Origin of the sequence: Candidatus Enterococcus leclercqii (assembly GCF_009933135.1) — a bacterium.
Classification (GTDB): Bacteria; Bacillota; Bacilli; order Lactobacillales; family Enterococcaceae; genus Enterococcus_C; species Enterococcus_C leclercqii.
The window spans coordinates 200795-223607 of the sequence record NZ_MAEH01000021.1 but is presented as its reverse complement, the minus strand read 5'-3'; the positions used below and the strand labels follow the sequence as shown (position 1 = coordinate 223607).

General features: G+C 43.8%; 22 protein-coding genes and 1 tRNA gene. 20 read left to right on the top strand and 3 right to left on the bottom strand.

The genetic code is table 11. The features are described from left to right. Positions 1–335: 335 nt before the first annotated feature. The 14 genes from BAU14_RS14030 (at position 336) to BAU14_RS13965 (ending at position 11937) form a co-directional block, all read left to right on the top strand. Positions 336–776 carry a MarR family winged helix-turn-helix transcriptional regulator gene (locus BAU14_RS14030; RefSeq protein WP_161900727.1) on the top strand — a complete coding sequence of 147 codons (441 nt, stop codon included), beginning with the start codon at positions 336–338 and terminating at the stop codon, positions 774–776. 8 nt (positions 777–784) lie between these two features. Further along, entirely contained in the window at positions 785–1756 is a 972-nt protein-coding gene (locus tag BAU14_RS14025; RefSeq protein ID WP_161900726.1) for a beta-ketoacyl-ACP synthase III, read from the top strand. Between the two features lie 57 nt (positions 1757–1813). Next, complete coding sequence (locus BAU14_RS14020; protein WP_161900725.1) at positions 1814–2038, top strand: acyl carrier protein; 225 nt, start codon at positions 1814–1816, stop codon at positions 2036–2038. A 167-nt stretch (positions 2039–2205) separates the two neighbouring features. After that, entirely contained in the window at positions 2206–3138 is a 933-nt protein-coding gene (fabD, locus tag BAU14_RS14015) for an ACP S-malonyltransferase (RefSeq protein ID WP_161900724.1), read from the top strand. A 12-nt stretch (positions 3139–3150) separates the two neighbouring features. Further along, on the top strand, positions 3151–3888 hold the full coding sequence (gene fabG / locus BAU14_RS14010; protein ID WP_161900723.1) for a 3-oxoacyl-[acyl-carrier-protein] reductase: 738 nt from the start codon (positions 3151–3153) through the stop codon (positions 3886–3888). An 18-nt stretch (positions 3889–3906) separates the two neighbouring features. Continuing rightward, positions 3907–5145 (top strand): beta-ketoacyl-ACP synthase II, encoded by a 1239-nt coding sequence (gene fabF, locus BAU14_RS14005; protein ID WP_161900722.1) that lies wholly within the window; start codon positions 3907–3909, stop codon positions 5143–5145. A gap of 2 nt (positions 5146–5147) precedes the next feature. Then, positions 5148–5657, top strand: a complete 510-nt coding sequence (gene accB, locus BAU14_RS14000) for an acetyl-CoA carboxylase biotin carboxyl carrier protein (protein ID WP_161900721.1) — start codon at positions 5148–5150, stop codon at positions 5655–5657. Between the two features lie 13 nt (positions 5658–5670). Further along, the gene (gene fabZ, locus BAU14_RS13995; RefSeq protein WP_202622243.1) at positions 5671–6090 is read left to right on the top strand and encodes a 3-hydroxyacyl-ACP dehydratase FabZ; all 420 of its coding nucleotides are present in this window, start codon (positions 5671–5673) and stop codon (positions 6088–6090) included. Positions 6091–6098: 8 nt separating this feature from the next. Further along, positions 6099–7463 (top strand): acetyl-CoA carboxylase biotin carboxylase subunit, encoded by a 1365-nt coding sequence (locus tag BAU14_RS13990; protein WP_161900719.1) that lies wholly within the window; start codon positions 6099–6101, stop codon positions 7461–7463. A gap of 217 nt (positions 7464–7680) precedes the next feature. Then, positions 7681–8568, top strand: coding sequence for an acetyl-CoA carboxylase, carboxyltransferase subunit beta (accD, locus tag BAU14_RS13985; RefSeq protein ID WP_161900718.1), 888 nt, complete (start codon positions 7681–7683; stop codon positions 8566–8568). Then, positions 8552–9334, top strand: coding sequence for an acetyl-CoA carboxylase carboxyl transferase subunit alpha (locus BAU14_RS13980; RefSeq protein ID WP_161900717.1), 783 nt, complete (start codon positions 8552–8554; stop codon positions 9332–9334). The genes accD and BAU14_RS13980 overlap by 17 nt, the downstream gene beginning before the upstream one ends. 254 nt (positions 9335–9588) lie before the next feature. Next, on the top strand, positions 9589–10437 hold the full coding sequence (locus tag BAU14_RS13975; protein WP_161900716.1) for a transporter substrate-binding domain-containing protein: 849 nt from the start codon (positions 9589–9591) through the stop codon (positions 10435–10437). 24 nt (positions 10438–10461) lie between these two features. Then, on the top strand, positions 10462–11151 hold the full coding sequence (locus tag BAU14_RS13970) for an amino acid ABC transporter permease (protein ID WP_161900754.1): 690 nt from the start codon (positions 10462–10464) through the stop codon (positions 11149–11151). Positions 11152–11202: 51 nt separating this feature from the next. Then, complete coding sequence (locus BAU14_RS13965) at positions 11203–11937, top strand: amino acid ABC transporter ATP-binding protein (RefSeq protein ID WP_161900715.1); 735 nt, start codon at positions 11203–11205, stop codon at positions 11935–11937. 400 nt (positions 11938–12337) lie between these two features. On the opposite strand, the gene BAU14_RS13960 is transcribed toward BAU14_RS13965, so the two are convergent. Further along, positions 12338–12874: a TetR/AcrR family transcriptional regulator gene (locus tag BAU14_RS13960; RefSeq protein WP_161900714.1), complete on the bottom strand. Its 537-nt coding sequence runs from the start codon at positions 12872–12874 to the stop codon at positions 12338–12340. Between the two features lie 124 nt (positions 12875–12998). Here BAU14_RS13960 and BAU14_RS13955 point away from each other — a divergent pair, with 124 nt between their 5' ends. Further along, a complete protein-coding gene (locus BAU14_RS13955; RefSeq protein WP_237580477.1) occupies positions 12999–14039 on the top strand; it encodes an SDR family NAD(P)-dependent oxidoreductase in 1041 nt (346 codons plus the stop codon). Between the two features lie 338 nt (positions 14040–14377). Here the strand turns inward: BAU14_RS13955 and BAU14_RS13950 are convergent. Continuing rightward, positions 14378–14448, bottom strand: a tRNA-Gly gene (locus BAU14_RS13950). A gap of 632 nt (positions 14449–15080) precedes the next feature. After that, positions 15081–16580, bottom strand: coding sequence for a phosphomannomutase/phosphoglucomutase (locus BAU14_RS13945; protein ID WP_161900713.1), 1500 nt, complete (start codon positions 16578–16580; stop codon positions 15081–15083). A gap of 283 nt (positions 16581–16863) precedes the next feature. Here BAU14_RS13945 and BAU14_RS13940 point away from each other — a divergent pair, with 283 nt between their 5' ends. From BAU14_RS13940 to yqeH, 5 genes are all read left to right on the top strand, one after another. Continuing rightward, on the top strand, positions 16864–17304 hold the full coding sequence (locus BAU14_RS13940) for a MarR family winged helix-turn-helix transcriptional regulator (protein WP_161900712.1): 441 nt from the start codon (positions 16864–16866) through the stop codon (positions 17302–17304). 156 nt (positions 17305–17460) lie between these two features. Further along, entirely contained in the window at positions 17461–19179 is a 1719-nt protein-coding gene (locus tag BAU14_RS13935; RefSeq protein ID WP_161900711.1) for an ABC transporter ATP-binding protein, read from the top strand. Next, complete coding sequence (locus tag BAU14_RS13930; protein WP_420022095.1) at positions 19169–20974, top strand: ABC transporter ATP-binding protein; 1806 nt, start codon at positions 19169–19171, stop codon at positions 20972–20974. Before BAU14_RS13935 ends, BAU14_RS13930 begins: the two co-directional genes overlap by 11 nt. Before the next feature lie 151 nt (positions 20975–21125). Then, a complete protein-coding gene (locus BAU14_RS13925; protein ID WP_161900709.1) occupies positions 21126–21659 on the top strand; it encodes a YqeG family HAD IIIA-type phosphatase in 534 nt (177 codons plus the stop codon). Positions 21660–21663: 4 nt separating this feature from the next. Next, the gene (yqeH, locus tag BAU14_RS13920) at positions 21664–22785 is read left to right on the top strand and encodes a ribosome biogenesis GTPase YqeH (protein ID WP_161900752.1); all 1122 of its coding nucleotides are present in this window, start codon (positions 21664–21666) and stop codon (positions 22783–22785) included. Positions 22786–22813 lie beyond the last annotated feature (28 nt).

Below are 22813 nucleotides of genomic sequence, written 5' to 3'. Positions count from 1 at the left end.
GCTGCAACTGCTGTTTGACAAAATAAACTAGCGATTTCAGTGGTCAGACAACAGGAGGCTATAGTGGGTGAATAGTAACTTTTAATTAGCAATAAGACAGGAGGTATTCCGATAGAGAGTAACAAAATACTTTGATAATCAAATTAAATATCAGTTTAGTAGCAGCTGCTTCAAAAGTCAATCCTTTTTTGGATAACCAGTTAGGATCGAGAAGATAGGAATATTATGGGAGAACTGCTTTTTTCAAAAAAGGTATTGCATTTTTATTTTTTTTAGATTATATTTTGATAGTCAAAAGATTTGATTGTCAAACTAATTTTGCGGGTGGTGATCCAGTGGAACCTGATTTAAAAAATGTCAATGATTATTTGGTGAGTGTGTTCAATGATATCTTAGTGATTGAAGAATCGGAGCTGAAAAAATCCGAATTTAAAGATTTATCCATTACAGAGATGCACACCATTGAAGCTATTGGCATGTACAAAAAGAAAACAACTTCTGAAGTCGCCAAAGAGTTACAGATCACGGTGGGGACGCTGACCACTGCCATCAACCGCTTGGTCAAAAAAGGCTATGTCGAACGGATCCGTTCAGAAGACGATCGCCGTGTCGTAAAACTGGGATTGACAAAAAAAGGGAAATTACTTTTTAGAGTGCACCAGTATTTTCATCGACAAATGATCAAAAACGTTTTGAAGGATATGGCACCAGAGGAAGAAGCAGCATTATTGAAAGCCTTGAAAAATCTCCATGATTTTTTACAGGAATATAAGTGAGTGATGAGATGGAAAACTACGCAAGAATCACGGCAACGGCCAGTTATGTACCGAAGCTGGTTGTTACCAATGACGATTTGGCTCAGATTATGGATACTTCTGATGAGTGGATCGTTTCTCGTACCGGAATCAAAGAACGACGAATTGCGACAGATCAGAATACATCGGATCTGTGTACCGAGGTAGCCAAACAGCTTTTAGCTAACACAGGGACTACCGCTGAAGAGCTGGATTTTATTTTGGTCGCAACGATGTCCCCAGACTACTTGTCTCCTTCAACTGCCTGTATTGTGCAAGGCAATATCGGTGCCACGGAGGCTTTTGCCTTTGATCTTTCTGCTGCTTGTTCAGGTTTTGTCTACGCTTTATCGATGGCGGACAAACTGATCCGGACAGGTTCTAAAAAAGGCTTGGTCATCGGAGGAGAGGTTTTGTCAAAAGTTGTTGACTGGCAAGATCGCAGCACGGCAGTCTTGTTTGGTGATGGTGCTGCCGGAGTCTTAGTGGAAAAAGGTGGTAAAGCGCCTTTGATTCAAAAAGAGCAATTAGCTAGTGATGGAACTCGTGGTCAGGCACTGACTTCAGGTTTTCGCAACAATCAAAGTCCTTTCGCTGCGGAGTTGGTTCCTGAAAGTGAGGAGCTGACGATGGATGGACGGGGCATTTTTGATTTTGTTACCCGAGATGTGGTTCGCTCGATTGGTAAGCTGTTGGCTGATGATTTAGCCGATGTGGATTACTTTTTATTCCATCAGGCCAATTCACGAATACTCGATAAAGTAGCCCGTAAGCTGAAAGTTCCACGGGAGCTCTTCTTACAGAACATGGATCGCTACGGCAATACCTCTGGAGCAACCATCCCGCTCTTATTAGACGAAGCCGTAGCAAACAAGACCCTGTCATTGGGCAGTGGCCAAAAAGTGGTGTTATCAGGATTTGGCGGTGGCTTGACTTGGGGAACCCTTCTAGTCAACCTCTGACACCTGTTCACAATAATAAGCAAACAATAAAACAAAAAAGATAATGGAGGAACACTCATGGTATTCGAAAAAATTCAAGAAATCGTAGCAGAAGAATTAGGTAAAGACACAGAAGAAATCAAACTGACAACTAACATCCAAGAAGATCTGGAAGCAGACAGTCTGGACTTGTTCCAAATCATTAACGAAATCGAAGACGAATTCGATGTGAAAATTGAAACTGAAGAAGGCATCAAAACAGTTGAAGATTTGGTGAAATACGTAGAAGCACAACAAGCTTAAAAAATTTGGGATCGCAAGGATCGGTTGAAAAAAGTACTTGAAGGCTGTTTTCAAGCAAGTCCTTGTGAACCCTTTTCTTATAATAGAAGAAAGCATAAAAGTTTTCTTCTATTATAAGGAAAATGAAAATACGTTGTGTACAGCATATAGAGCATAAGGAGCGACCGATGAAAACAGCATTTTTATTCAGTGGGCAAGGTGCCCAATATACCGGCATGGGCCAGGCCTTTTATGACACTGAAGCACTGATGAAAGAAACTGTCGATCAAGCCTCAGAAATTCTCGGCTACGACATGGCAGCACTGTGCTTTGACGAAGCCAATCAAGAAAAGCTCAATCAAACGGAATTCACGCAACCGGCGATCTTAACAGTGAGCGTAGGCATGTTGCGGATTTTAGAAAAGCAGGGGATTGCGGCCGATGCGGTGGCGGGTCTTAGTCTAGGAGAGTATAGCGCTCTGGTGGCAAGTGGCGCATTGGCATTTGCAGATGCAGTTGCTTTGGTAGCCAAGCGAGGTGCTTATATGGCAACTGCTGCCCCTAAAGGAACGGGAAAAATGGTGGCAGTAATGAATGCCGAGCCTGCTGTGATTGAAGCTTGCTGTCAAGAAGCCGCGACAGTTGGTATCGTCGCTCCGGCTAATTACAATACTCCGCAGCAAATCGTCATTGGTGGCGAGATTGCGGCTGTTGATCAAGCAGTCGCTTTGCTAAAAGAAGCCGGGGTAAAGCGCATGATCGAGTTAAATGTCAGCGGGCCTTTTCACACGGCGCTATTGAAACCCGCAGCAGAAAAATTACAAACAGCGCTTTTGGATGTGGATTTTCAGGAGATGAAGATACCTGTTGTCAGCAACACGACGGCCAATGTCATGATGCAAGATCAAATCAAAACGCTTTTGGAGCAACAGGTGATGTCGCCGGTGCGCTTTTATGACAGTATCGCCACTTTAAAGGATTTAGGGGTGGGACGAGTCATCGAGATCGGTCCTGGTAAGACGCTGTCTGGCTTTATGAAAAAAATCGATAAGACCATAGCTGTGACCCGGGTGGAAGACCCTGCGACGTTAGCAGAAACCATCGCGTCAGTTACCGCATGATCGGAGGGTAATATGGAATTACAGGGGAAAAATGTCTTTGTCACTGGTTCAACACGGGGAATCGGTTGGGGAATTGCCGAGGCGTTTGCCAAAGAAGGCTGTCATATCGTACTGAACGGCCGCGGGGCAGTTGCTGAGGAATTGATTGCCAAGATCAAGTCTTACGGGGTAAATTGTATCGGAATTTCTGGCGATATTGCTGATTTTTCAGCAGCCGGAAATTTGATTACTGAAGCAGAAGAACAGTTAGGACCCATCCACGTATTAGTAAATAATGCTGGGATTACCAATGATAAGCTGCTTTTGCGCATGACAGATGAAGATTTTGATAAAGTGATCAAAATCAATCTGGGTGGGACCTTCAATATGACCCAACAAGTCTTGAAAAAGATGATGAAACGAAGAGAAGGCGCCATCATCAATCTGGCGTCTGTCTCCGGTCAAATGGGAAATATGGGGCAAGCCAATTATGCTGCTTCAAAAGCAGGAGTCGTCGGCTTCACAAAATCTGCCGCCCGGGAAGCCGCACCGCGAGGAATCACGGTCAATGCGATTGCACCAGGATTTATTGAAACAGAAATGACTGCTGTCCTCTCTGATAAAGTCAAAGAAACGGCAACACAAAATATTCCGTTGAAGCGCTTTGGTCAAGTTGCCGAAGTAGCTGAAACTGCTGTCTTTTTAGCAAAAAATCCTTATATCACCGGACAAGTCGTCAATGTGGACGGTGGCATGGTGATGCAAGGGTAATCGAAAGGAGCAAGACAAATGACACGAGTTGTGATTACAGGTTTTGGTGTCGCTTCACCAATCGGAAACGATGCCGAAACATTTTTAGAGAGTTTAAAAAATGGAAAAAATGGGTTGGGACCAATCACTCGCTTCGATGCAACTGAGACAGGTATTTCAGTGGCTGGTGAAATCACCGACTTCCCATTGGAAAAATATTTTATCAAAAAAGATACTAAACGGATGGATCTGTTTTCTTTATACGGAATCTATGCGGCGTTGGATGCGATGGCTATGGCCGGGCTGACAAAAGAAACAATTGCAGATCCGGATCGCTTCGGTATAATGGTCTCTTCTGGTATCGGTGGCTTGCCGACCATTGAAGAACAAGTAATCAAGATGCATGAAAAAGGACCAAAACGAGTTTCACCAATGTTTGTTCCCATGTCTATCGTCAACATGGTGGCCGGCAATATTGCATTGCGGGTGGGAGCTAAAGGAATCTGTACCTCCACTGTGACCGCTTGTGCCTCTGGAACCCATTCCATCGGTGAAGCATTCCGCAACATTAAGCATGGCTATGCAGATGTTATGTTGGCAGGCGGCTCGGAAGCATCCATTTGTGAAATCGGAATTGCTGGCTTTGCCTCATTGACGGCACTGACTTCTGAAAGCGATGTGAACAAAGCTTCTGTTCCATTTGACAGTTCACGCTCTGGCTTTGTCATGGGTGAAGGAGCCGGTGTTTTAATGTTGGAGTCCTTGGAACACGCTGAAAAACGCGGTGCCAAGATTTTAGGGGAAATGGTTGGCTACGGTGCCAACTGTGATGCGTATCATATGACGGCGCCAACACCTGATGGATCAGGTGCGGGTAAAGCGATGAAGTTGGCGCTGGGAGAAGCTGACATTACACCTGATGCAGTGGGTTATATCAATGCCCACGGAACATCGACACCGGCAAATGATAAAGCTGAAGCAAAAGCAATCCACTATGCCTTCGGAGATGCTTACAAGGATGTTTATGTCAGCTCAACGAAATCAATGACAGGGCATTTACTAGGGGGAGCTGGTGGTGTGGAAGCAGTAGCGACTTTGCTGGCGCTAAATGAACAATTTGTGCCACCAACGATCAATGTTACTGAACAAGATCCAGAAATTGACTTGAATGTCGTAAAAAATGCTGCGATTGCTGCTGATTTGACTTATGGCATGAGCAACTCATTAGGATTTGGCGGACACAATGCTGTTATCTTGATGAAACGTTGGGAGGACTAGAAGTGGAAATCACGGAAATCAAAGAACTATTAGCACAGTTTGATGCTTCGACATTGACGGAGTTCGATCTGAGAGATGGTCATTTTGAACTGTATTTCAATAAAAATTCCGATAGCCGCAAAGGCAGTGTTTCGCAAGCAGCAAGTCAAATGCCAATTACTCCAAGTATGCCTGTTCCTACGCCTGGGGCAGAGCATCCCCATTTAGCAGAAAAGGCTGTAGCTAATGAATCATTGCCAACCACTGCTAAGTCCACTCCGGAGGAAGCAGAAGGCACAGCTATCTCTTCACCGGTAGTAGGAATTGTTTACTTGCAGCCATCACCGGATAAACCAGCGTTTAAATCTGTCGGCGACCGAGTGAAAAAAGGTGAAGTTGTCTGTATCGTAGAAGCCATGAAAGTTATGAATGAAATCACTTCCGACATCGAAGGTGAGATTGTTGCGGTTATGGTAGAAAACGAGCAGGTGGTGGAATTTAGCCAGCCATTATTCAAAGTGAAAGAAGGGTAACTCTATGAGCGTTATGACAATTGAAGAAATCAAAGCAATTATTCCTCATCGTTACCCGTTTTTGTTAATCGATCGGGTAGAAGAGTTGGAAGAAGGCAAACGGATCGTGGCAAAGAAAAATGTCACCGTCAATGAACCTTTTTTTCAAGGACATTTCCCACAAGAACCTGTGATGCCTGGGGTGCTGATTATTGAAGCTTTGGCACAAGCCGGCGCAGTGGCGTTACTGTCTCTGGAAGACTATCAAGGAAAGACTGCGTATTTCGGCGCGCTGGACAAAGCAAAATTCCGTAAAAAAGTTGTGCCTGGCGATACCCTGATGTTGGAAGTGGAGATTACGAAAATCAAAGGTCCGGCGGGTATCGGTAAAGGGATTGCCTACGTAGACGGAAAGAAAGCCTGCGAAGCAGAACTAACATTTATGATTGGCTAGGTGAAAGCATGTTTCAAAAAGTCTTGATCGCCAATCGTGGCGAAATCGCAGTCAGAGTCATTCGCGCCTGCCGCGAATTAGGGATTCGAACAGTTGCTGTATATTCAGAAGCCGATAAAGATGCTCTGCACACAGAATTAGCAGATGAAGCCATTTGTATCGGACCTGCCAAAGCAGCGGATTCTTATTTGAATGTCACGCAAATTTTAAGTGCAGCAGTTGTGACAAATGCCCAGGCGATTCATCCAGGCTTTGGCTTTTTGTCGGAAAACAGCCGCTTTGCTTCGATGTGCGAAGAAATGAATATTACCTTTATCGGTCCAACCTCTGAAACCATCGATGCTATGGGAAATAAAATCAATGCTCGGCGTTTGATGCTCGATGCAAAGGTACCGGTAATTCCCGGGAGTGATGGGGCAGTTTCTGATGTGGCAGAAGCATTGACTATTGCTGAAGAAATCGGTTATCCGGTAATGTTGAAAGCAGCAGCTGGTGGCGGCGGTAAAGGAATTCGTAAAGTCCTGTCAGCTGAGGAGTTGCCACAGCACTTTGCTTCAGCCCAACAAGAAGCAAAAGCTGCTTTTGGAAACGATGATATGTACTTGGAAAAAATCATTTATCCGGCACGACATATCGAAGTTCAGATTTTAGGTGATCGCTTTGGAAATGTCATCCATCTGGGAGAGCGGGATTGTTCGTTGCAACGAAACAATCAAAAGGTGCTGGAAGAGTCACCTTCCATCGTGATTTCAGAGGAAAAGCGCAGTGCAATTGGTGGAGCCGCAGTGCGTGCGGCTAAGGCAGTCAGCTATCAAAATGCTGGCACAATCGAATTTTTGATGGATCAGGCGGGGGATTTCTACTTTATGGAAATGAACACGCGGATTCAAGTAGAACATCCAATCACTGAAATGGTGACTGGGGTAGATCTGGTGAAAAAACAGTTGGAGATTGCCAGCGGGGAACCGCTTGGCTTGCAGCAAAAAGACATTACATTGACTGGACATGCGATTGAATGTCGAATCAATGCCGAAAATCCAGCCTTTAACTTTGCTCCGTCGCCAGGTACAATCCACAATCTCTTTTTGCCAAGTGGCGGTTTGGGCTTGCGGGTAGATTCCGGCATGTACTCAGGCTACACGATTCCGCCTTATTACGATTCGATGATTGCAAAAATCATCGTTCATGGGGCCAATCGTTTCGAAGCACTGATGAAGATGCAGCGGGCACTGGGGGAGTTGGTAACAGAAGGTGTTGTCACCAATGCGGACTTTCAGATGGATTTAATCAGTCATCCACAAGTAGTGGCTGGTGATTATGATACTGCCTTTTTACAAGAAGTCTTTTTGCCTGATTGGACACCGGAAGCTTAGGTTACTCAGTAAAACAGGTTGATGAACTTTTATAAAAGTTATCAAAAGTAGTATAAAATTGATTTTTTGGACCGAGTTCCCTAGCGGTAGTCGGTCCTTCTTTTCCAACGTTTGGCTCATCAACTTTGAAGAGCAAACTATTCAGCAAGATCCCGATCAAGCTGTGGACACAGCTTTTTCTGAAAGGGGCAGCCCTTTTGCGTGAGGAGGATGAGGGATGGCATTATTCAAAAAGAAGAAAAACTACATTCGGATCAATCCCAACCGTGATGCGGTAACCGCTAGTCAGGCGAAGACCGAAGTACCGGACAATCTATGGGCAAAATGTCCCAACTGTAAGCATATGTTGTACACCAAAGATATCGGTTTGGAAAAAGTCTGCCCACATTGTGGCTATAATTTTCGTATCAGTGCTTGGGAACGAATCGCCATCACCATTGATGAGAAAAGTTTCGAAGAATGGGACACTGACGTCACGACCACTGATCCGCTGTCCTTTCCTGGCTACGAAAAAAAAGTTGCCCAAATGCAGGAGAAGACAGGTCTTCATGAAGCGGTGCTGACGGGCCGGGCCTTGATCAAAGAAGAACCACTGGCAATCGGTATCATGGATTCTCATTTTATTATGGGAAGTATGGGGACTGTCGTAGGGGAAAAAGTGACCCGTCTGTTTGAAAAAGCAACGTCAGAAGGACTACCAGTAGTGATTTTTACAGCCTCTGGTGGTGCGCGGATGCAAGAAGGCATTTTTTCATTGATGCAGATGGCAAAAATTTCTGCTGCAGTGAAGCGTCACAGTGAAGCCGGATTGTTCTATTTGACCGTTTTGACTGATCCGACAACTGGTGGAGTGACCGCCAGTTTTGCGATGGAAGGAGATCTCATTTTGGCAGAACCGCAAAGTTTGATTGGTTTTGCCGGTCGTCGAGTCATCGAACAAACCATCAAGCAGGAACTACCGGAAGATTTCCAAAAAGCAGAGTTTCTGTTGGAACACGGATTTGTAGATCAGATTGTGCCTCGTGCCCAGTTGCGGGAGCGGATTTGGCAGTTGCTACGATTCCACAATATGGAAGGGTGGGGATCAGATGCCGACAGCAAATGAAATCGTACAGTTGGCCCGTGCTAAGGACCGGCCGACAGCCTTGGAATTTTTTGCAGAGGTTTTTGAGAGCTTTCAGGAATTTCATGGGGATCGTCTATTTTCAGATGACGAAGCTATCGTCGGAGGCATTGCACTACTGGAGCAAAAACCAGTGACGGTTATCGGGATTCAAAAAGGGCGTGACCTGAAAGAAAATCTGCAGCGTAATTTTGGGGCGCCACATCCAGAAGGTTATCGCAAAGCACTGCGTTTAATGAAGCAGGCCGAAAAATTTGGCCGGCCAGTGATTACCTTCATTAATACCGCAGGGGCTTTTTGCGGAATTGGGGCTGAAGAGCGGGGCGAAGGAGAAGCCATCGCTCGTAATTTAATGGAGATGTCAGACCTCAAAGTGCCGATTATTGCCATCATCATTGGTGAAGGCGGCAGCGGGGGTGCATTGGCTTTGGCATTGGGGGATGAAGTCTGGATGTTAGAGCATTCAATTTATGCCATCTTGTCTCCTGAAGGTTTTGCTTCAATCCTTTGGAAAGATGGCAGCCGTGCCTCAGAAGCGGCAGAATTGATGAAAATCACTGCTCATGAGTTGCATGATTTGGGGATCGTGGATAAAGTGATAGCTGAAACAAGTCGAGGCCATCAAATTGAGCATTCACGGATGATGCGGGATCTTCGTCTGGCACTAACCAAAAAATTGACGGAGTTGTCCCAATTGCCGGTAGAAAAATTACTGGAAAATCGCTACCAACGCTTTAGAAAATATTGATATTTACTTATAATCAAGCTTTCGAGCTGTGAACACTGCTGAAAACAGGCAGTGCTCTCAGTTGGGAAGCTTTTTTGGTTTAGAGAGAGAAATGAAGCATATGTCGATTGTAACCATATATTTTGGAAAAGATACAATGGATAATTATACATCTTTTCGCTAAAAAGGCGTGCAAGATACAATACACTGTGGTAGGATGTATATAATCACAAAATAAGGATTTAAAATGTATATTTATTAAAGGGGCGATCGAGATGAAAAAAGTGATGAAGTGGACAGTTATATTGGCAGCGATAGTTGTGTTAGGAGCTTGCGGTAGTGGGAAAACGACTGGAAGTTCTGCTGCTAAGGAAAGCAGTTCAGCAGAAACGGCGGGAAAATTAGCTGCCATCAAGAAAGCTGGAGTCATCCGCGTCGGAACCTCCGCAGATTTCCCACCATTTGAGTTTCATGCAATGGTAGATGGTACGGATCAAATTGTTGGAGCCGATGTGGATATGGTAAATGCTATCGCAGAGGAATTAGGCGTAAAAGTGAAGTGGAGTGATACGGATTTTGATACCATGCTGGCTTCTTTACAAGCCGGTAATTTGGATATGGGGGTCTCTGGAATCTCCGCTACAGAAGAACGAAAAGAAAATATGCTCTTCACAGAAAACTATTATATCCCTAAGCAAAACGTAGTAATCAACAAGCAAAATATGGATAAATATACGGACATTGCGGATTTCAAAGAAAAAAAGGTTGGTGCCCAAAAAGGCTCTATTCAAGAAGGCATTGTACAGTCTCAGTTTGCTGATTCACAGCTGGTAGCGATTGCTAAGATACCGAATCTGGTCATGGAAGTCAAAAGCGGTTCGTTGGATGGACTAGTCCTGGAAGATAAGATTGCAGCTTCATATGTTGCTCAAAATGATGATCTGGCAATTGCTGATGTCGAAGTAAAATCCACCGATGATGAATCCTATTCTATCGCTTTACCAAAAGGCAGCGAGGACTTACAAGCAGAACTCAATACGATTTTGAAAAAGCTGATAGCTGAAGGTAAAATTGATGAATTTGTCGAAAAAAATGACAAATTGGCAAATGACAAAGCCAAATAATAGGTTGGAGATAAGGCCATGAATATAAATTTTGATTTTTTGCCGACTTACTATCCTTACTTTTTTTATGGGACAGTAGTGACTTTGATTATTTCTGTGATTACTATTATTTTTGGAACAATTATCGGTGTTGTTATGGCATTGCTGAAACGTTCGCAAGTCCCGCCGTTGCGTTGGCTGGCCAATATCTATATTGAAGTCTTGCGAGGGACACCGATGCTTTTGCAGATTATGATTGGATTTATTAGTCTGCAGAATTTGTTTAAGCTGCCTGCTGTTCAGATTGGCATTCTCAGTTTGGACTTGAGCCGCTTGATCCCTGGGATTATCGTTATTTCTTTAAATTCTGGTGCGTATGTGGCAGAAATCGTGCGGGGTGGGATCAATGCGGTGGACTTTGGCCAAACAGAAGCCGCAGGATCACTGGGGTTGCGTCCAGGTCAGACGATGCGCTACGTTGTATTGCCGCAAGCGCTGCGAAATATTTTACCGCCGCTGGGAAATGAGTTTATCGTGCTGATTAAAGACTCTTCGTTACTGTCCATCATCGGGATTGTTGAGTTGATGAATAGCTCTCAGATTGTTGTTACCAGTACATTTACGCCACTCTCCCCGTATTTTGTGGCAGCTGCCATCTATTTTGTAATCACTTTTGCTACTTCTCGGGGTTTAGGTGCCTGGGAGAAAAAACTGGGTCGCGGCTATCATCGCTGACTCTGGTTTGAACTATCCAGTTACATGATTTTTTGACAAAGGAGGGCACTCATGACAGCTTTGATCGAAGTAAATGGACTAAAGAAATCTTTCGGTAAAAATCAGGTGCTCAATGGAATCGACACTCAAATCCAGCGAGGGGAAGTGGTGGTGGTCATCGGCCCTTCCGGATCAGGGAAAAGTACTTTTTTACGCTGTTTGAATCTGTTAGAAAAACCTACTGGAGGACGGGTCGTCTTTGAGGGAAAAGACATTACCGACAAGAACAACGATATTTATTTGATGCGGGAAAAAATGGGGATGGTTTTTCAAAATTTCAACTTGTTTCCAAATCTAACCGTGATGCAAAATATTACTTTGGCACCATTAAAGGTTAAAAAGCAAACCAAGAGTGAAGCCGAGGCCTATGGTGAACACTTATTAGTAAAAGTGGGGTTGCAGGAAAAGGCGGCGGCTTATCCGCAAGCTTTGTCAGGTGGTCAGAAACAGCGGATTGCGATTGCCCGAGCACTGGCAATGCAGCCGGATGTGATGCTCTTTGACGAACCCACCTCTGCTCTTGATCCAGAAATGGTGGGGGAAGTTTTAGGTGTCATGCAGGAGTTAGCTAAAGAAGGCATGACGATGGTAATTGTCACGCATGAAATGGGCTTTGCCAAAGAGGTCGGTAATCGCATCTTATTTATGGATGAAGGAATTATCATGGAAGAAGGCACGCCCGAAGAGGTCTTCAATCAGCCACAAAACCCACGCACCATTGACTTTCTATCAAAAGTATTGCACTAGGTCCGGAATAAGTCGGATGTTAGAACAAGTAGTAAAGTAGCCAAAAAGCCAAAATTCCTTTGCGTTAAGGAGTTTTGGCTTTTTGGGATAGTTGGGACAAGAAAAGCTCTAAAATCCTTTGATATCAAGAATTTAGAGCTTTAAACTGAAGTGGGTGCCGAGAATCAAACTCGCGACGGAAGTTTTAGAAGCTGCTGCTTTGTTAACATGGCTTACAAGTCCTTAGAAGATATTTTAGTTCTATTGAATTATTGGATAGAGTACGTAGCAGATGTGTGAGAAGACGAAAAAGAAGAGTTCCACAACCGGATAAAACAACGCGAGTGAAAAAGATCCGTTTACAAACATCTAACGCACAGAATAGAATGTCAATAGATTTTGAAAATCATCCACTGACCCTTCATCCACCAATTTGTACAGTGAGTTTGGTTAATAAATCAATCGAAGTCTTTTTATCGTTTTTGATCCATTCAATCGTCATATTATATAAACCAGCTGAAATAAAGCTGTTCCAATAAAAAGCGTATTCTCCTTCAAAAGGAATGCTCCGTACGTTTTCCAAATAAAACTGCGAAACAAATTTTGTGAATTCTCTGATTAACAAACTTTCTGCACCGCTTTTGATTAGAACCTCAAACAATTCAGTATGCTGATCGACATATTCAAAAAAGGCCCGCGTAATGACAACTGGGTCTTTTTGCGGTTGACCTGATAGATACTGATAAAACGGTTGGACATAATTTTTAAAATAATCGACTATTACTTCCTCTTTCGAATTGTAGTTGCGATAAAAAGCCATTCTAGAAATACCGGCTTTTTTACAAAGTTCACTAACGGTGATGCTTGCAAACGGTTGGACTTTCATTAATGAAAACAATGCAATTTGTAAACTTTCTTGGCTTAAACGCCGTTGTTCTTGGTCGTATGAATTAGCCATAACAAATTCCTCCTAAATGTAACAGCTAGATGTCCTGTACTTGACGTCTGACTATCGAGAGTTTAGCATGCCATTATAGACGTTACAAGTGCAACATCCAATAAAGTTAAAAGAGGTCTTAATCATGTCAAAAACACTTCAACAGCCAATTAATAGTCCCTTCACTATGAAGTCAACTTCAGAACAAGTCATCAAAGGAATCAATCTGACTGGGAAAACCGCCATCGTGACAGGTGGGTACAGCGGTATTGGCTTACATGTTACCCAAACTCTCGTCAAAGCAGGGGCTCATGTGATAGTCCCTGCGCGAACCTTACAAAAAGCAAAAGCTGCTGTAGGCCAGCTTCCTAATGTAGAAATCGGTGTTTTAGACTTAATGGATTCCTCCTCAATTGATAAATTCGCTACAGAATATCTTGCGACCAAACGACCGCTAGACATTTTAATCGAAAGTGCCGGCATTATGTTTGCGCCTTTAAGAAGAGACTCTCGCGGAAACGAATCCCAACTTTCCACCAATTATTTAGGCCATTTTCAATTAGCACAACGCCTATACCCGGCTTTAAAAGCGGCTAAACACTCACGAGTAGTGGTGGTCACGTCACGGGCACAAAGTTGGAATGGGTTTTACTTTGACGACCCTAATTTCATGAAGCGTGAATATAATCCCCGGACCGCGTACGCCCAATCAAAAGTAGCCGATATTTTAATGGCAACAGAATTTGATAAACGCGCCCAAGTCGATGGAATTCGTTTCTTTGCGGCTCATCCAGGATTAGTCCCAGGAACTGGTCTCGGTCGTTTCGTGACAAATAGTCAAGCGACTCAAAAAATTGGCTCGTTTTTAATGAATGACCTAAAATTTACGCATCTAATTAGTCTTAAAAATTCAATTGTCGCCAAATTACATGGTCAAAACGAATATGACTATTTCAAAACGGTCAGTCAAGGAGCCGCTTCCATCATCTGGGCTGCGACTAGTCCTTTACTCAATGATAAAGGCGGTGTTTTTGTTGAGGACAACAATATCGGCACTGCGGTTGCAAACGAGAGCACATCAAAATTTGGCGTTCGTCAGTGGGCAATCGATCCCCGTACTGCCACTAATTTATGGGACTTAGGAAATACGTTAATTCATGCACAGTCAAAGGATGAATTAAGTTAAAGAATGTAACAAGAAAGGTAAAACAATCATACTAATGATTATTCTTGTAATTCTAGTAATTTTTATCGGTGGGGCTACTTATCTCTTCAACTTCGCAATTGGTGCTCAACCATCTACATCTACTAATAAATCTGATAAGGACGTTGTTTCGCAGAACTTTGTCAAAGTTCATGATGACGGTGTCGCTTGGTTAAAGATGGAACAAAACTTCAAGGGATAAGTTTCCAGTAGAAACAAAATCAACTAAATGAGCCGTTTTAATTCACGGGTATCGTTCTGAGATATCAACAAATCAAGACAAAAAGAAAAAACCTTGATACATCAAGGTTTTTAGACTAAGCGGGTGACGAGAATCGAACTCGCGACGGAAGCTTGGGAAGCTTCTGTTTTACCACTAAACTACACCCGCATTTTTCCGCTGAACCTAGTATAGACCTTTTTGCTTAACTAGACAAGTGCTTTTTTCAATAAAGTTGAAGGTAGCAACCATTTTGATATTGCTGGGTTTATTGGAAATATTTTTAACCTGCAAAAAGCTTTGTACTAGTTGAAGTGTAGAAAAAGGCTATAAAAGAGATGACTAAAATCTACTTAAAAATCAAAAACACAAACTTTTCATTAAAAAGAGAAGGAAAGGAGGCTCGAGAAAGTTCTGGCTTTTTTAGATTTCTTTTGGCAAAATAGGAACTGTTGGATCACTTGTTTGACCTATAACGAGGGATCACTTAAACCCGTGTATAAATATGGTTCTCCCACCATGTTTATCTAAAAGGGTCACGGCGTAAGCCATCAGTCTGATGTGACTGGTGTCGTTTTAGATTCCTCCCAACGATCTGAAACCGCCGAGCCAGATACATTCACCCTGAACCGCACTTGGATTCTCCCATCCTAGTGCGGTTTTTTGTTGTAAAATTTCAAAACCTACATAAGTTCAAGAAAGTTATCTGATGGTTGCTTTTGGTGCCAGCCTCAGCTTAGTAAGGAGATTCAAAAAAATTCGTTGTTGTCTGCCCGGGCATATTCAGGAAGTGTGAGATTGTATCAAGAGAGTTTGTTTGTTAATGATCGATTGTCAATTGCCGTAAAGTCAGCAATGAAGCTAGCGAATGTTTGAAGAAACTTTGGCTGAATACCAGAGAAATCATTTTCTACCTGGAGCACCAAGAGGGGTTCGTGGAGGCTCATGCGGAGCAAAAACCAGCCAGAGCCATAAGGAGCCGAAAGAGAGACCCGGATGCCTTCTTCATTTTCTGGATCAATCTGCCAACCTGCTGTTTGCGCTACGAAAGCAGGTAAGGCCTGGATCACTTGATTGCCAGTTTTAGAGTAGTCAGCACCCTTGATTTTAAAGCGCAGCTCCAGCGTCTCAGCCGGCTGCTGCAAATCAGCGATGAGATCTTCTAATGTCCTGCCTGTCTTTGAAAGTTCCGGCAGCAGCATCAACAATTTGGCAATCACATAAGCGCCATCGTCCAAAAAGTAGTTCTCTTTAAAAGCTGCATGGCCGCTAGTTTCAATGGCCAATTGACAGTCCAAACCCGCTTGATTCAGCTGAATGGCCTTATTGATGACATTGCGATAGCCGGAAATGTAGCGAACCTGTTTGCCCCCATGCCTTTCGATAAAATTCTTCAGATGATCGGTGGTCGGAGAGTTGGTGACAATTCGAGTGCCAGGATGTTCTTTAAGTAAAATGACGCTTAAAACGGCAATCAAGCTGTTGCGGTTCAAGACTTCACCACTGGCAGTAACAACAGCGGAACGATCCACGTCAGTGTCAAAAATGACACCAAGATCCGCATGGTTTTCTAGAACGGCGGCTTTGATACTGGCCATCGCTTCTGGATTGTCAGGATTTGGAATGTGGTTGGGAAAATGTCCATCCGGTTCCAAAAACTGCGAGCCCTGTGTATCTGCCCCCAGCGTTTCAAGGACGTTTTTGGCAAAGAATCCTCCAGCACCGTTACCTGCATCTACAATGATTTTCATACCGGAGAGCGGTTTTTCAGAAGGAGCGTGGATTCCTTTTCTTATTTTTGCGACCAGATCACCAGCATAAGGAGTCAGCAAGTCTGCAAAAGTGATAGATCCACCGGTTTCAGCCTGTGGTTTTTGCGTATGAGTGAGGATGAAAGTGATGTCTTCTTTTTCTGCCCCACCTGTTTTAGAAAAGAGCTTGAGTCCATTGTAATAGTAGGGAAGATGACTAGCGGTGAGCATAACCCCAAAATCACAGTCAAATTGTGAGAACTGCGTAGCCATAAACAGCGCCGGTGTAGTAGCCAGACCAAAATCCAAAACACGAATGCCGGCTGCAGAAAATTCTCTTTTGAGGATCTCAGAAAGTTGGGGACCACTGAGGCGGCTGTCATGCCCAATTCCAACCGTCAATGTCCCGGATTTATTTTTTCGAAACCAATGAATCAGTCCGAATGCGATCAATTGCAGTGTTTCCGGTGTCAGATTGGCAGGGGCTTCAGCTGTATCAAGAGCAATTCCCCGAATATCTGATCCGTTTTTCAGTTCCAAAAGATTTTTCATGAGAGGGTTCATCCTTTCTGCTGCTGTAGTAAGTAGAAAACAAGTGAAAAGAGACGATGAGACGGCATTAATAAAAGCCCTTACAAAAATTCTATAAGCTTATTAAGCTAAGTATACCAAATTTACAAATTCTTTAAAGTAAAAAATACCAAAAAAGAGGAACTGAAAAAAACTGGGGCAGGCTGAAAATATCGTTGCACTCGCAACGATATTTCGCTATCCTTAAATTGTTGGGAAATTTTAGCTTCGCAAATGACAAACTACAGAAAATGAGGGTTTTGCTATGGAGTCAACGATGCGCTACATCAATCGAATCGCCCGCCTATCTCAGCTTTATCGAGAAAAAGAGCTGAAAAAATATGGTCTTGGCGGAATCCATCACACCTATATATTGAATATCTGTCGCCAACCAGGGATCACGCAAGACCGATTAGCCAAAACAATTTTTGTCAATAAAAGTAATGTTGCCCGGCAGTTGGCTTTTCTGGAGAAAGAGGGATTTATCATAAGAAAGGCAGCTGTTAGTGATGCCCGCAAGTTGGAGATTTATCCCACTGACAAAGCAAAAGCCGTGGAACCTGAGATTCGAAAAATTTTGTCTCGCTGGAATGATCAGCTGTTGGCAGAACTGCCAGAAAAAGAGCGAGATCGTTTATTACAGGAGCTGGCTGCACTGATGGAGCGAGGACAACGTTTATTGGCAGAAGATCAAAAGGAGCTTTAAAACGGAGATTTGTAGGAGTTGTCTAATTGATTTCGCAAAGCCTGCCTGCTGTTTGGTTACATCAGCTTCTCATAAAGCGTAGCTGTTGCTGACTATTGTTCTCAAATTAATAAGTTAGCTGGTGAGGCGTATTTGAATGGAATAAAGGAGGATACAATGAATTTTTTGATTTCATATGTACGACCGTATTTTGGTCGAATGGCAGTGGGGGTGTCCATCAAGTTTTTGGGGACGATTATGGATCTTTTACTGCCGTGGATTTTGGCATACATCATTGATAGTGTGATACCTTTGCGACAAGTCCAGCAAGTTTACTTATGGGGAGGCGTGATGGTGCTCTGCTCGGTGATTGCGATTGTGACAAATATTGTGGCTAACCGCATGGCAGCACGAGTGGCTAGAGATACCACGCAGCGAGTTCGTGCAGATTTGTTTGCAAAAGTCAGCAGCTTAGCGACGGCCCAAGTAGAGGATATCTCAGTGCCATCACTGGTTTCTCGCTTGACCACGGATACATACAATATTCATCAGACAGTGGGAATGGTGCAACGACTAGGTATCCGGGCACCAATTCTTCTAATTGGCGGAATCTTTATCACGTTTACTTTAGACCCGGTCCTGACTTTAGTATTGTTGTCGCTTTTGCCGCTAACGATTCTTGTGGTGACAAAAATCTCTCGTAAAGGGATTCCACTGTTCAGCCAGCAACAAACTAGAGTCGACGAGCTGGTGCGAACGGTACGAGAAAATATCAGTGGCGCACGAGTGGTCAAAGCACTATCAAAAGCTGACTATGAGAAAAAACGATTTAAAACAGTGAATCAGGCGTTAGTGGATGCAGAAACGGCTGCCAATGTGACAATGGCAGCGACTCCACCGTTGATGGATCTTTTTTTGAATCTTGGATTGACACTGGTAATCTTGGTAAGTGCCTACCGCGTCAATGAATCACTGACCCAACCGGGAGTAATTGTCGCGTTTTTGACCTATTTTACAATCATTTTGAATGCTATGTTGTCTGTCACCCGTATCTTTACCGTTTTTTCTCGAGGAATTGCTTCAGCAGATCGGATTGCAGCAGTGATTAAAGAGCCGCAATTATTGCAAACACAAGCACATAACACAGAAGACTCACAAGCCTATCTAGCTTTTCACAATGTCGATTTTCATTATCCTGCTGCTGGGCAAACATTGAAAGGTCTTAATTTTGAAGTAGCAAAAGGAGAAACATTGGGGATCCTTGGCGCGACTGGTAGCGGTAAATCAACGATTGCCAAACTACTTTTGCGTCTATATGATCCGACTGGTGGACAGATAATTTTGGCAGGTCAGGACCTGAGAAGTTATGAGGCTGCCAAATTCTACCCGCAGTTTGGTGTGGTACTGCAAAAAGATGTGATTTTTGCCGATACTCTGAGGGAGAACATCGCTTTTGGTCGGACGTTTACCGATGAAGAAATTTGGGAAGCCATTCGCAATGCCCAGGCAGAGGAGTTTGTCAGTCAGCTTCCAGGAACGCTGTCGTATCACCTGGAATCAAAAGGGGCCAATCTCAGCGGCGGACAAAAACAACGAGTATTATTGGCTCGGGCGATGGTGGGTCATCCTGCGCTTTTGCTCTTGGACGACTCTGCCAGTGCCTTGGACTACAAAACGGATGCGCGGTTGCGCAAGGTCTTGCGAGAGCAGTTTGCTTCTTCCACTAAGATCATTATTGCGCAGCGAATCAGCTCAATCCAACATGCGGACAAGATTCTGTTGTTGGCAGCCGGTCAGATTATTGGGATAGGAAGTCACACGGAACTACTTGCTGAAAATGAAGTTTATCAAGCCATCTATCAAGGACAGACAGGAGGAGAAGCCATTGTCAGCTAGAAAAAATCCGATCGGTCAACAAGCAGCAGATACCTCGCAAAAGCCAGGTAATCGACGAAAAACCCTGTTGCGACTTTGGCGATACCTCTATGAATTGAAGTGGCTTTTTTTACTAGCGGCACTTTTAATGATGGCGGCCAATTTATTTGCACTAGTGGGACCACTTTTGTCCGGCTATGGAATTGATGCTATTCAACTGGGGCCGGGAAAAGTTGATTTTCCCAAAGTATTCTTTTATTGCGGCTGGATGATTGCCTTCTATTTGGCCTCTGCAATTTTGAGCTATATCATCAGTCGCTTGATGATTTATCTGAGTCAGCGCATCGTCTCTACGCTGCGTCGAGATGTCTTTGATAAGCTGATGACGCTGCCAATCCGCTATTTTGATCAAAATCAGACAGGGGATATCATCAGCCGGATGAGCTACGATATCGATACAATCAATACGTCACTGACTAGCGATTCTGTTCAGGTTTTGAGTAGCATGGTAACCGTTTTTGGCTCTTTGGCGATGATGATTATCATTTCTCCGCCCCTGGTCTTGGTCTTTGTAGTCACGGTTCCTGCGGCAATTTTGTTGACGCACTTTTTGATGAAAAAATTTCGGCCGCTGTTTCGCATGCGCAGTCGTAAATTAGGGGAGTTAAACGGCTTTGTTGAAGAAACCTTGTCCGGTCAACAGACCATCAAAATCTATCACCAGGAAGCTACGATGATTGACCGTTTTGCCGTTAAAAATGAAGAGGCAGTGAATGCGTACTACAATGCGGAATACTACGGCAGTATGACGGGTCCTTCGGTGAATTTTATCAACAATCTTTCTTTATCACTGATCAGTGTCTTCGGCGCATTGCTCTTTTTGAGAGGGCAGCTGTCATTAGGCAAAGTTTCTTCCTTTGTTCTATACTCCCGCAAATTTTCTGGACCAATCAATGAAATGGCGAATATTTTCAGCGAATTACAATCGGCATTGGCTGCTGCTGAGCGTGTCTTTCGCTTATTGGATGAGGAACCAGAAAAAGCAGATGATCCCGAAGCCCTGGTTTTGGATCACGCTAAAGGAGATGTGGTGTTTCAAAATGTTGATTTTTCCTATGATCCTGGGCGGCCAATCATCAAAGACTTGCAGTTGAAGGCAAAAGCCGGCGATCTGGTGGCAATCGTCGGTCCAACGGGTGCCGGCAAGACCACCATCGTCAATCTGCTAATGCGTTTTTATGATGTGGATTCCGGAGAAATTACGCTAGATGGCCATGATTCGAGACAAGTGACCCGTGCTAGTCTTAGAAAGCGGTATGCAATGGTGTTACAGGATACCTGGCTGTTTACCGGGACTGTTTATGAAAATCTGGCTTATGGCAATGATGCGGCTGACTTTGCAGCGGTGGTGAAAGCCGCTCAGGCAGCCCATGTCCACGAATTCATCATGTCGTTGCCAAAGGGCTATGACACGGTGATTTCAGAGGATGGGACGGCTATTTCACAGGGACAAAAGCAGTTGTTGACAATTGCAAGAGCGATGCTCCTCGATGCCGATCTGCTGATCTTGGACGAGGCAACTTCAAATGTCGATACCCAAACGGAACTGCTGATCCAGCAAGCTATGACGCAATTGATGAAGGGAAAAACTTCCTTTGTGATTGCCCATCGGTTGTCGACTATCCGCAATGCTGATCTGATTTTAGTAGTTGACCAAGGACGAATCGTTGAACAGGGAACTCATCAACAATTGTTGGCAGCTAAAGGTTTTTATGAACGTCTTTATCAAGCGCAGTTTGATCTGCCGCAAACCTAAAAGAAAGCTAAATAACGAAAGGCTTACTAGTCTTTTCGTGACTTTTGTTGTATAATCAGCGTTTGAGGAGTGCAGGTGATGTACTCCTCTTTTTGAGAAAAGAATTCTTGTTTGCAGCGGTTGCGGACATGTTTAAATCAAAGGAGCAGTTATGTTTTCAAGCTATAAACCAACTTGGATGGTAGAAGCCATCTATCAGATCACGCCACAACAATTGCAGGCACTGGGTATCAAGGCTGTTTTGACAGACCTCGACAATACGCTCATCGCCTGGAACAATCCTGATGGCACCGAAGAACTGCGTCACTGGTTGGCACAAATGGAGGCAGCTGGAATACCAGTGGTAGTGGTTTCTAACAACAATGCCCAACGTGTTGCCAAAGCTATTGAACCTTTTGGGCTAGACTACACTTCCCGTGCTCTCAAGCCTTTTGCTCGAGGAATCAAGCAAGCTTATCACAAATTGGGCCTGTCTTCAAAAGAGGTTGTCATGGTAGGCGATCAGCTGATGACTGACATCAAAGCAGCCAATTCAGCAAAAGTCAGAAGCATTCTGGTGCGTCCAGTGGTGGATACTGATGGTTGGAATACGCGAATCAACCGTTTCTTTGAGGCCAGAGTAATGAAACACTTGCAGAAAAAACATCCGGACATGGTCTGGCGAGGTGAATTGAATGACAGATAAACAAATGAACATCGAGGAAGCAGAAGCGTTACATTGTATTGGTTGCGGCGCGGTGATCCAGACCGATGCCCCAGATAAGTTGGGCTACACACCAAAATCAGCATTGGAAAAAGGCATCGAAAGCGGCGAAGTTTATTGCCAACGCTGTTTTCGCTTGCGACATTACAATGAAATTCAGGATGTCTCCTTAACAGATGATGATTTTTTACGTTTGTTAAATGAACTTGGGCAAAAAGAAGCGTTGATTGTCAATGTCGTCGATATTTTTGATTTCAACGGTTCACTGATTCCCGGACTGCACCGGTTTGTAGGTGACAATCCAGTTTTATTAGTAGGAAACAAAGTCGATATTTTACCAAAATCATTGAAGAAACCAAAACTGACTCAATGGATGCGGGAACGGGCCCATGAAGCCGGTTTACGACCGACAGATGTTCTGTTGACCAGCGCGAAAAAGCCTCAAGAGATGGATCTGTTATTGAAAACCATTGAAAAATATCGCAAGGGGCGGGATGTTTATGTGGTTGGTGTGACCAATGTGGGCAAGTCGACACTGATTAACGCAATCATCAAACAGACAGCCGGAATTAAAGACTTAATTACGACTTCGCGGTTTCCTGGAACGACTCTGGACAAAATTGAGATTCCCCTGGATGATGGTCACTTTTTGATTGATACACCAGGCATCATTCACCGACATCAAATGGCTCATTATTTAGGAAAAAAAGATTTGAAAATCATTGCTCCGGCTAAAGAAATCAAGCCCAAAGTTTATCAGTTGAATCCGGGACAAACTCTCTTTTTTGGCGGCTTGGCTCGTTTTGACTTTGTTAGCGGTGAGCGGAGTTCTTTCATTGCTTATATGGCTAATGATATTGAGATTCACCGCACCAAACTGGAAAAGGCAGATGCTTTCTATGAAAAGCATGTGGGAGGACTTTTGCAACCGCCACGTCCTGATGAAGTGGCAGAATTTCCACCACTTGTTCGTTTTGAGTTTTCAATTAAGGAAAAGACCGATATTGTATTTGCGGGTCTTGGTTGGGTGACGGTACAAGAGCCAGGTATCGTTTGCGGTTGGGCTCCTAAAGGGGTAGATGTCTTGCGGCGCAAAGCACTGGTCTAAAGGCTAATCTATAATGTACTTTCAAATT

What these genes read in the sequence shown, in the direction of transcription:
- BAU14_RS14025 (WP_161900726.1), top strand. Translation starts at nt 785, where the DNA reads ATGGAAAACTACGCAAGAATCACGGCAACGGCCAGTTATGTACCGAAG.
- BAU14_RS13940 (WP_161900712.1), top strand. Translation starts at nt 16,864, where the DNA reads ATGGAGTCAACGATGCGCTACATCAATCGAATCGCCCGCCTATCTCAG.
- BAU14_RS13925 (WP_161900709.1), top strand. Translation starts at nt 21,126, where the DNA reads ATGTTTTCAAGCTATAAACCAACTTGGATGGTAGAAGCCATCTATCAG.
- BAU14_RS14020 (WP_161900725.1), top strand. Translation starts at nt 1,814, where the DNA reads ATGGTATTCGAAAAAATTCAAGAAATCGTAGCAGAAGAATTAGGTAAA.
- fabG (WP_161900723.1), top strand. Translation starts at nt 3,151, where the DNA reads ATGGAATTACAGGGGAAAAATGTCTTTGTCACTGGTTCAACACGGGGA.
- BAU14_RS13990 (WP_161900719.1), top strand. Translation starts at nt 6,099, where the DNA reads ATGTTTCAAAAAGTCTTGATCGCCAATCGTGGCGAAATCGCAGTCAGA.
- fabF (WP_161900722.1), top strand. Translation starts at nt 3,907, where the DNA reads ATGACACGAGTTGTGATTACAGGTTTTGGTGTCGCTTCACCAATCGGA.
- accD (WP_161900718.1), top strand. Translation starts at nt 7,681, where the DNA reads ATGGCATTATTCAAAAAGAAGAAAAACTACATTCGGATCAATCCCAAC.
- BAU14_RS13935 (WP_161900711.1), top strand. Translation starts at nt 17,461, where the DNA reads ATGAATTTTTTGATTTCATATGTACGACCGTATTTTGGTCGAATGGCA.
- BAU14_RS13945 (WP_161900713.1), bottom strand. Translation starts at nt 16,580, where the DNA reads ATGAAAAATCTTTTGGAACTGAAAAACGGATCAGATATTCGGGGAATT.
- BAU14_RS13955 (WP_237580477.1), top strand. Translation starts at nt 12,999, where the DNA reads ATGTCAAAAACACTTCAACAGCCAATTAATAGTCCCTTCACTATGAAG.
- yqeH (WP_161900752.1), top strand. Translation starts at nt 21,664, where the DNA reads ATGAACATCGAGGAAGCAGAAGCGTTACATTGTATTGGTTGCGGCGCG.
- BAU14_RS13975 (WP_161900716.1), top strand. Translation starts at nt 9,589, where the DNA reads ATGAAAAAAGTGATGAAGTGGACAGTTATATTGGCAGCGATAGTTGTG.
- fabD (WP_161900724.1), top strand. Translation starts at nt 2,206, where the DNA reads ATGAAAACAGCATTTTTATTCAGTGGGCAAGGTGCCCAATATACCGGC.
- BAU14_RS13960 (WP_161900714.1), bottom strand. Translation starts at nt 12,874, where the DNA reads ATGGCTAATTCATACGACCAAGAACAACGGCGTTTAAGCCAAGAAAGT.
- BAU14_RS13980 (WP_161900717.1), top strand. Translation starts at nt 8,552, where the DNA reads ATGCCGACAGCAAATGAAATCGTACAGTTGGCCCGTGCTAAGGACCGG.
- BAU14_RS13965 (WP_161900715.1), top strand. Translation starts at nt 11,203, where the DNA reads ATGACAGCTTTGATCGAAGTAAATGGACTAAAGAAATCTTTCGGTAAA.
- fabZ (WP_202622243.1), top strand. Translation starts at nt 5,671, where the DNA reads ATGACAATTGAAGAAATCAAAGCAATTATTCCTCATCGTTACCCGTTT.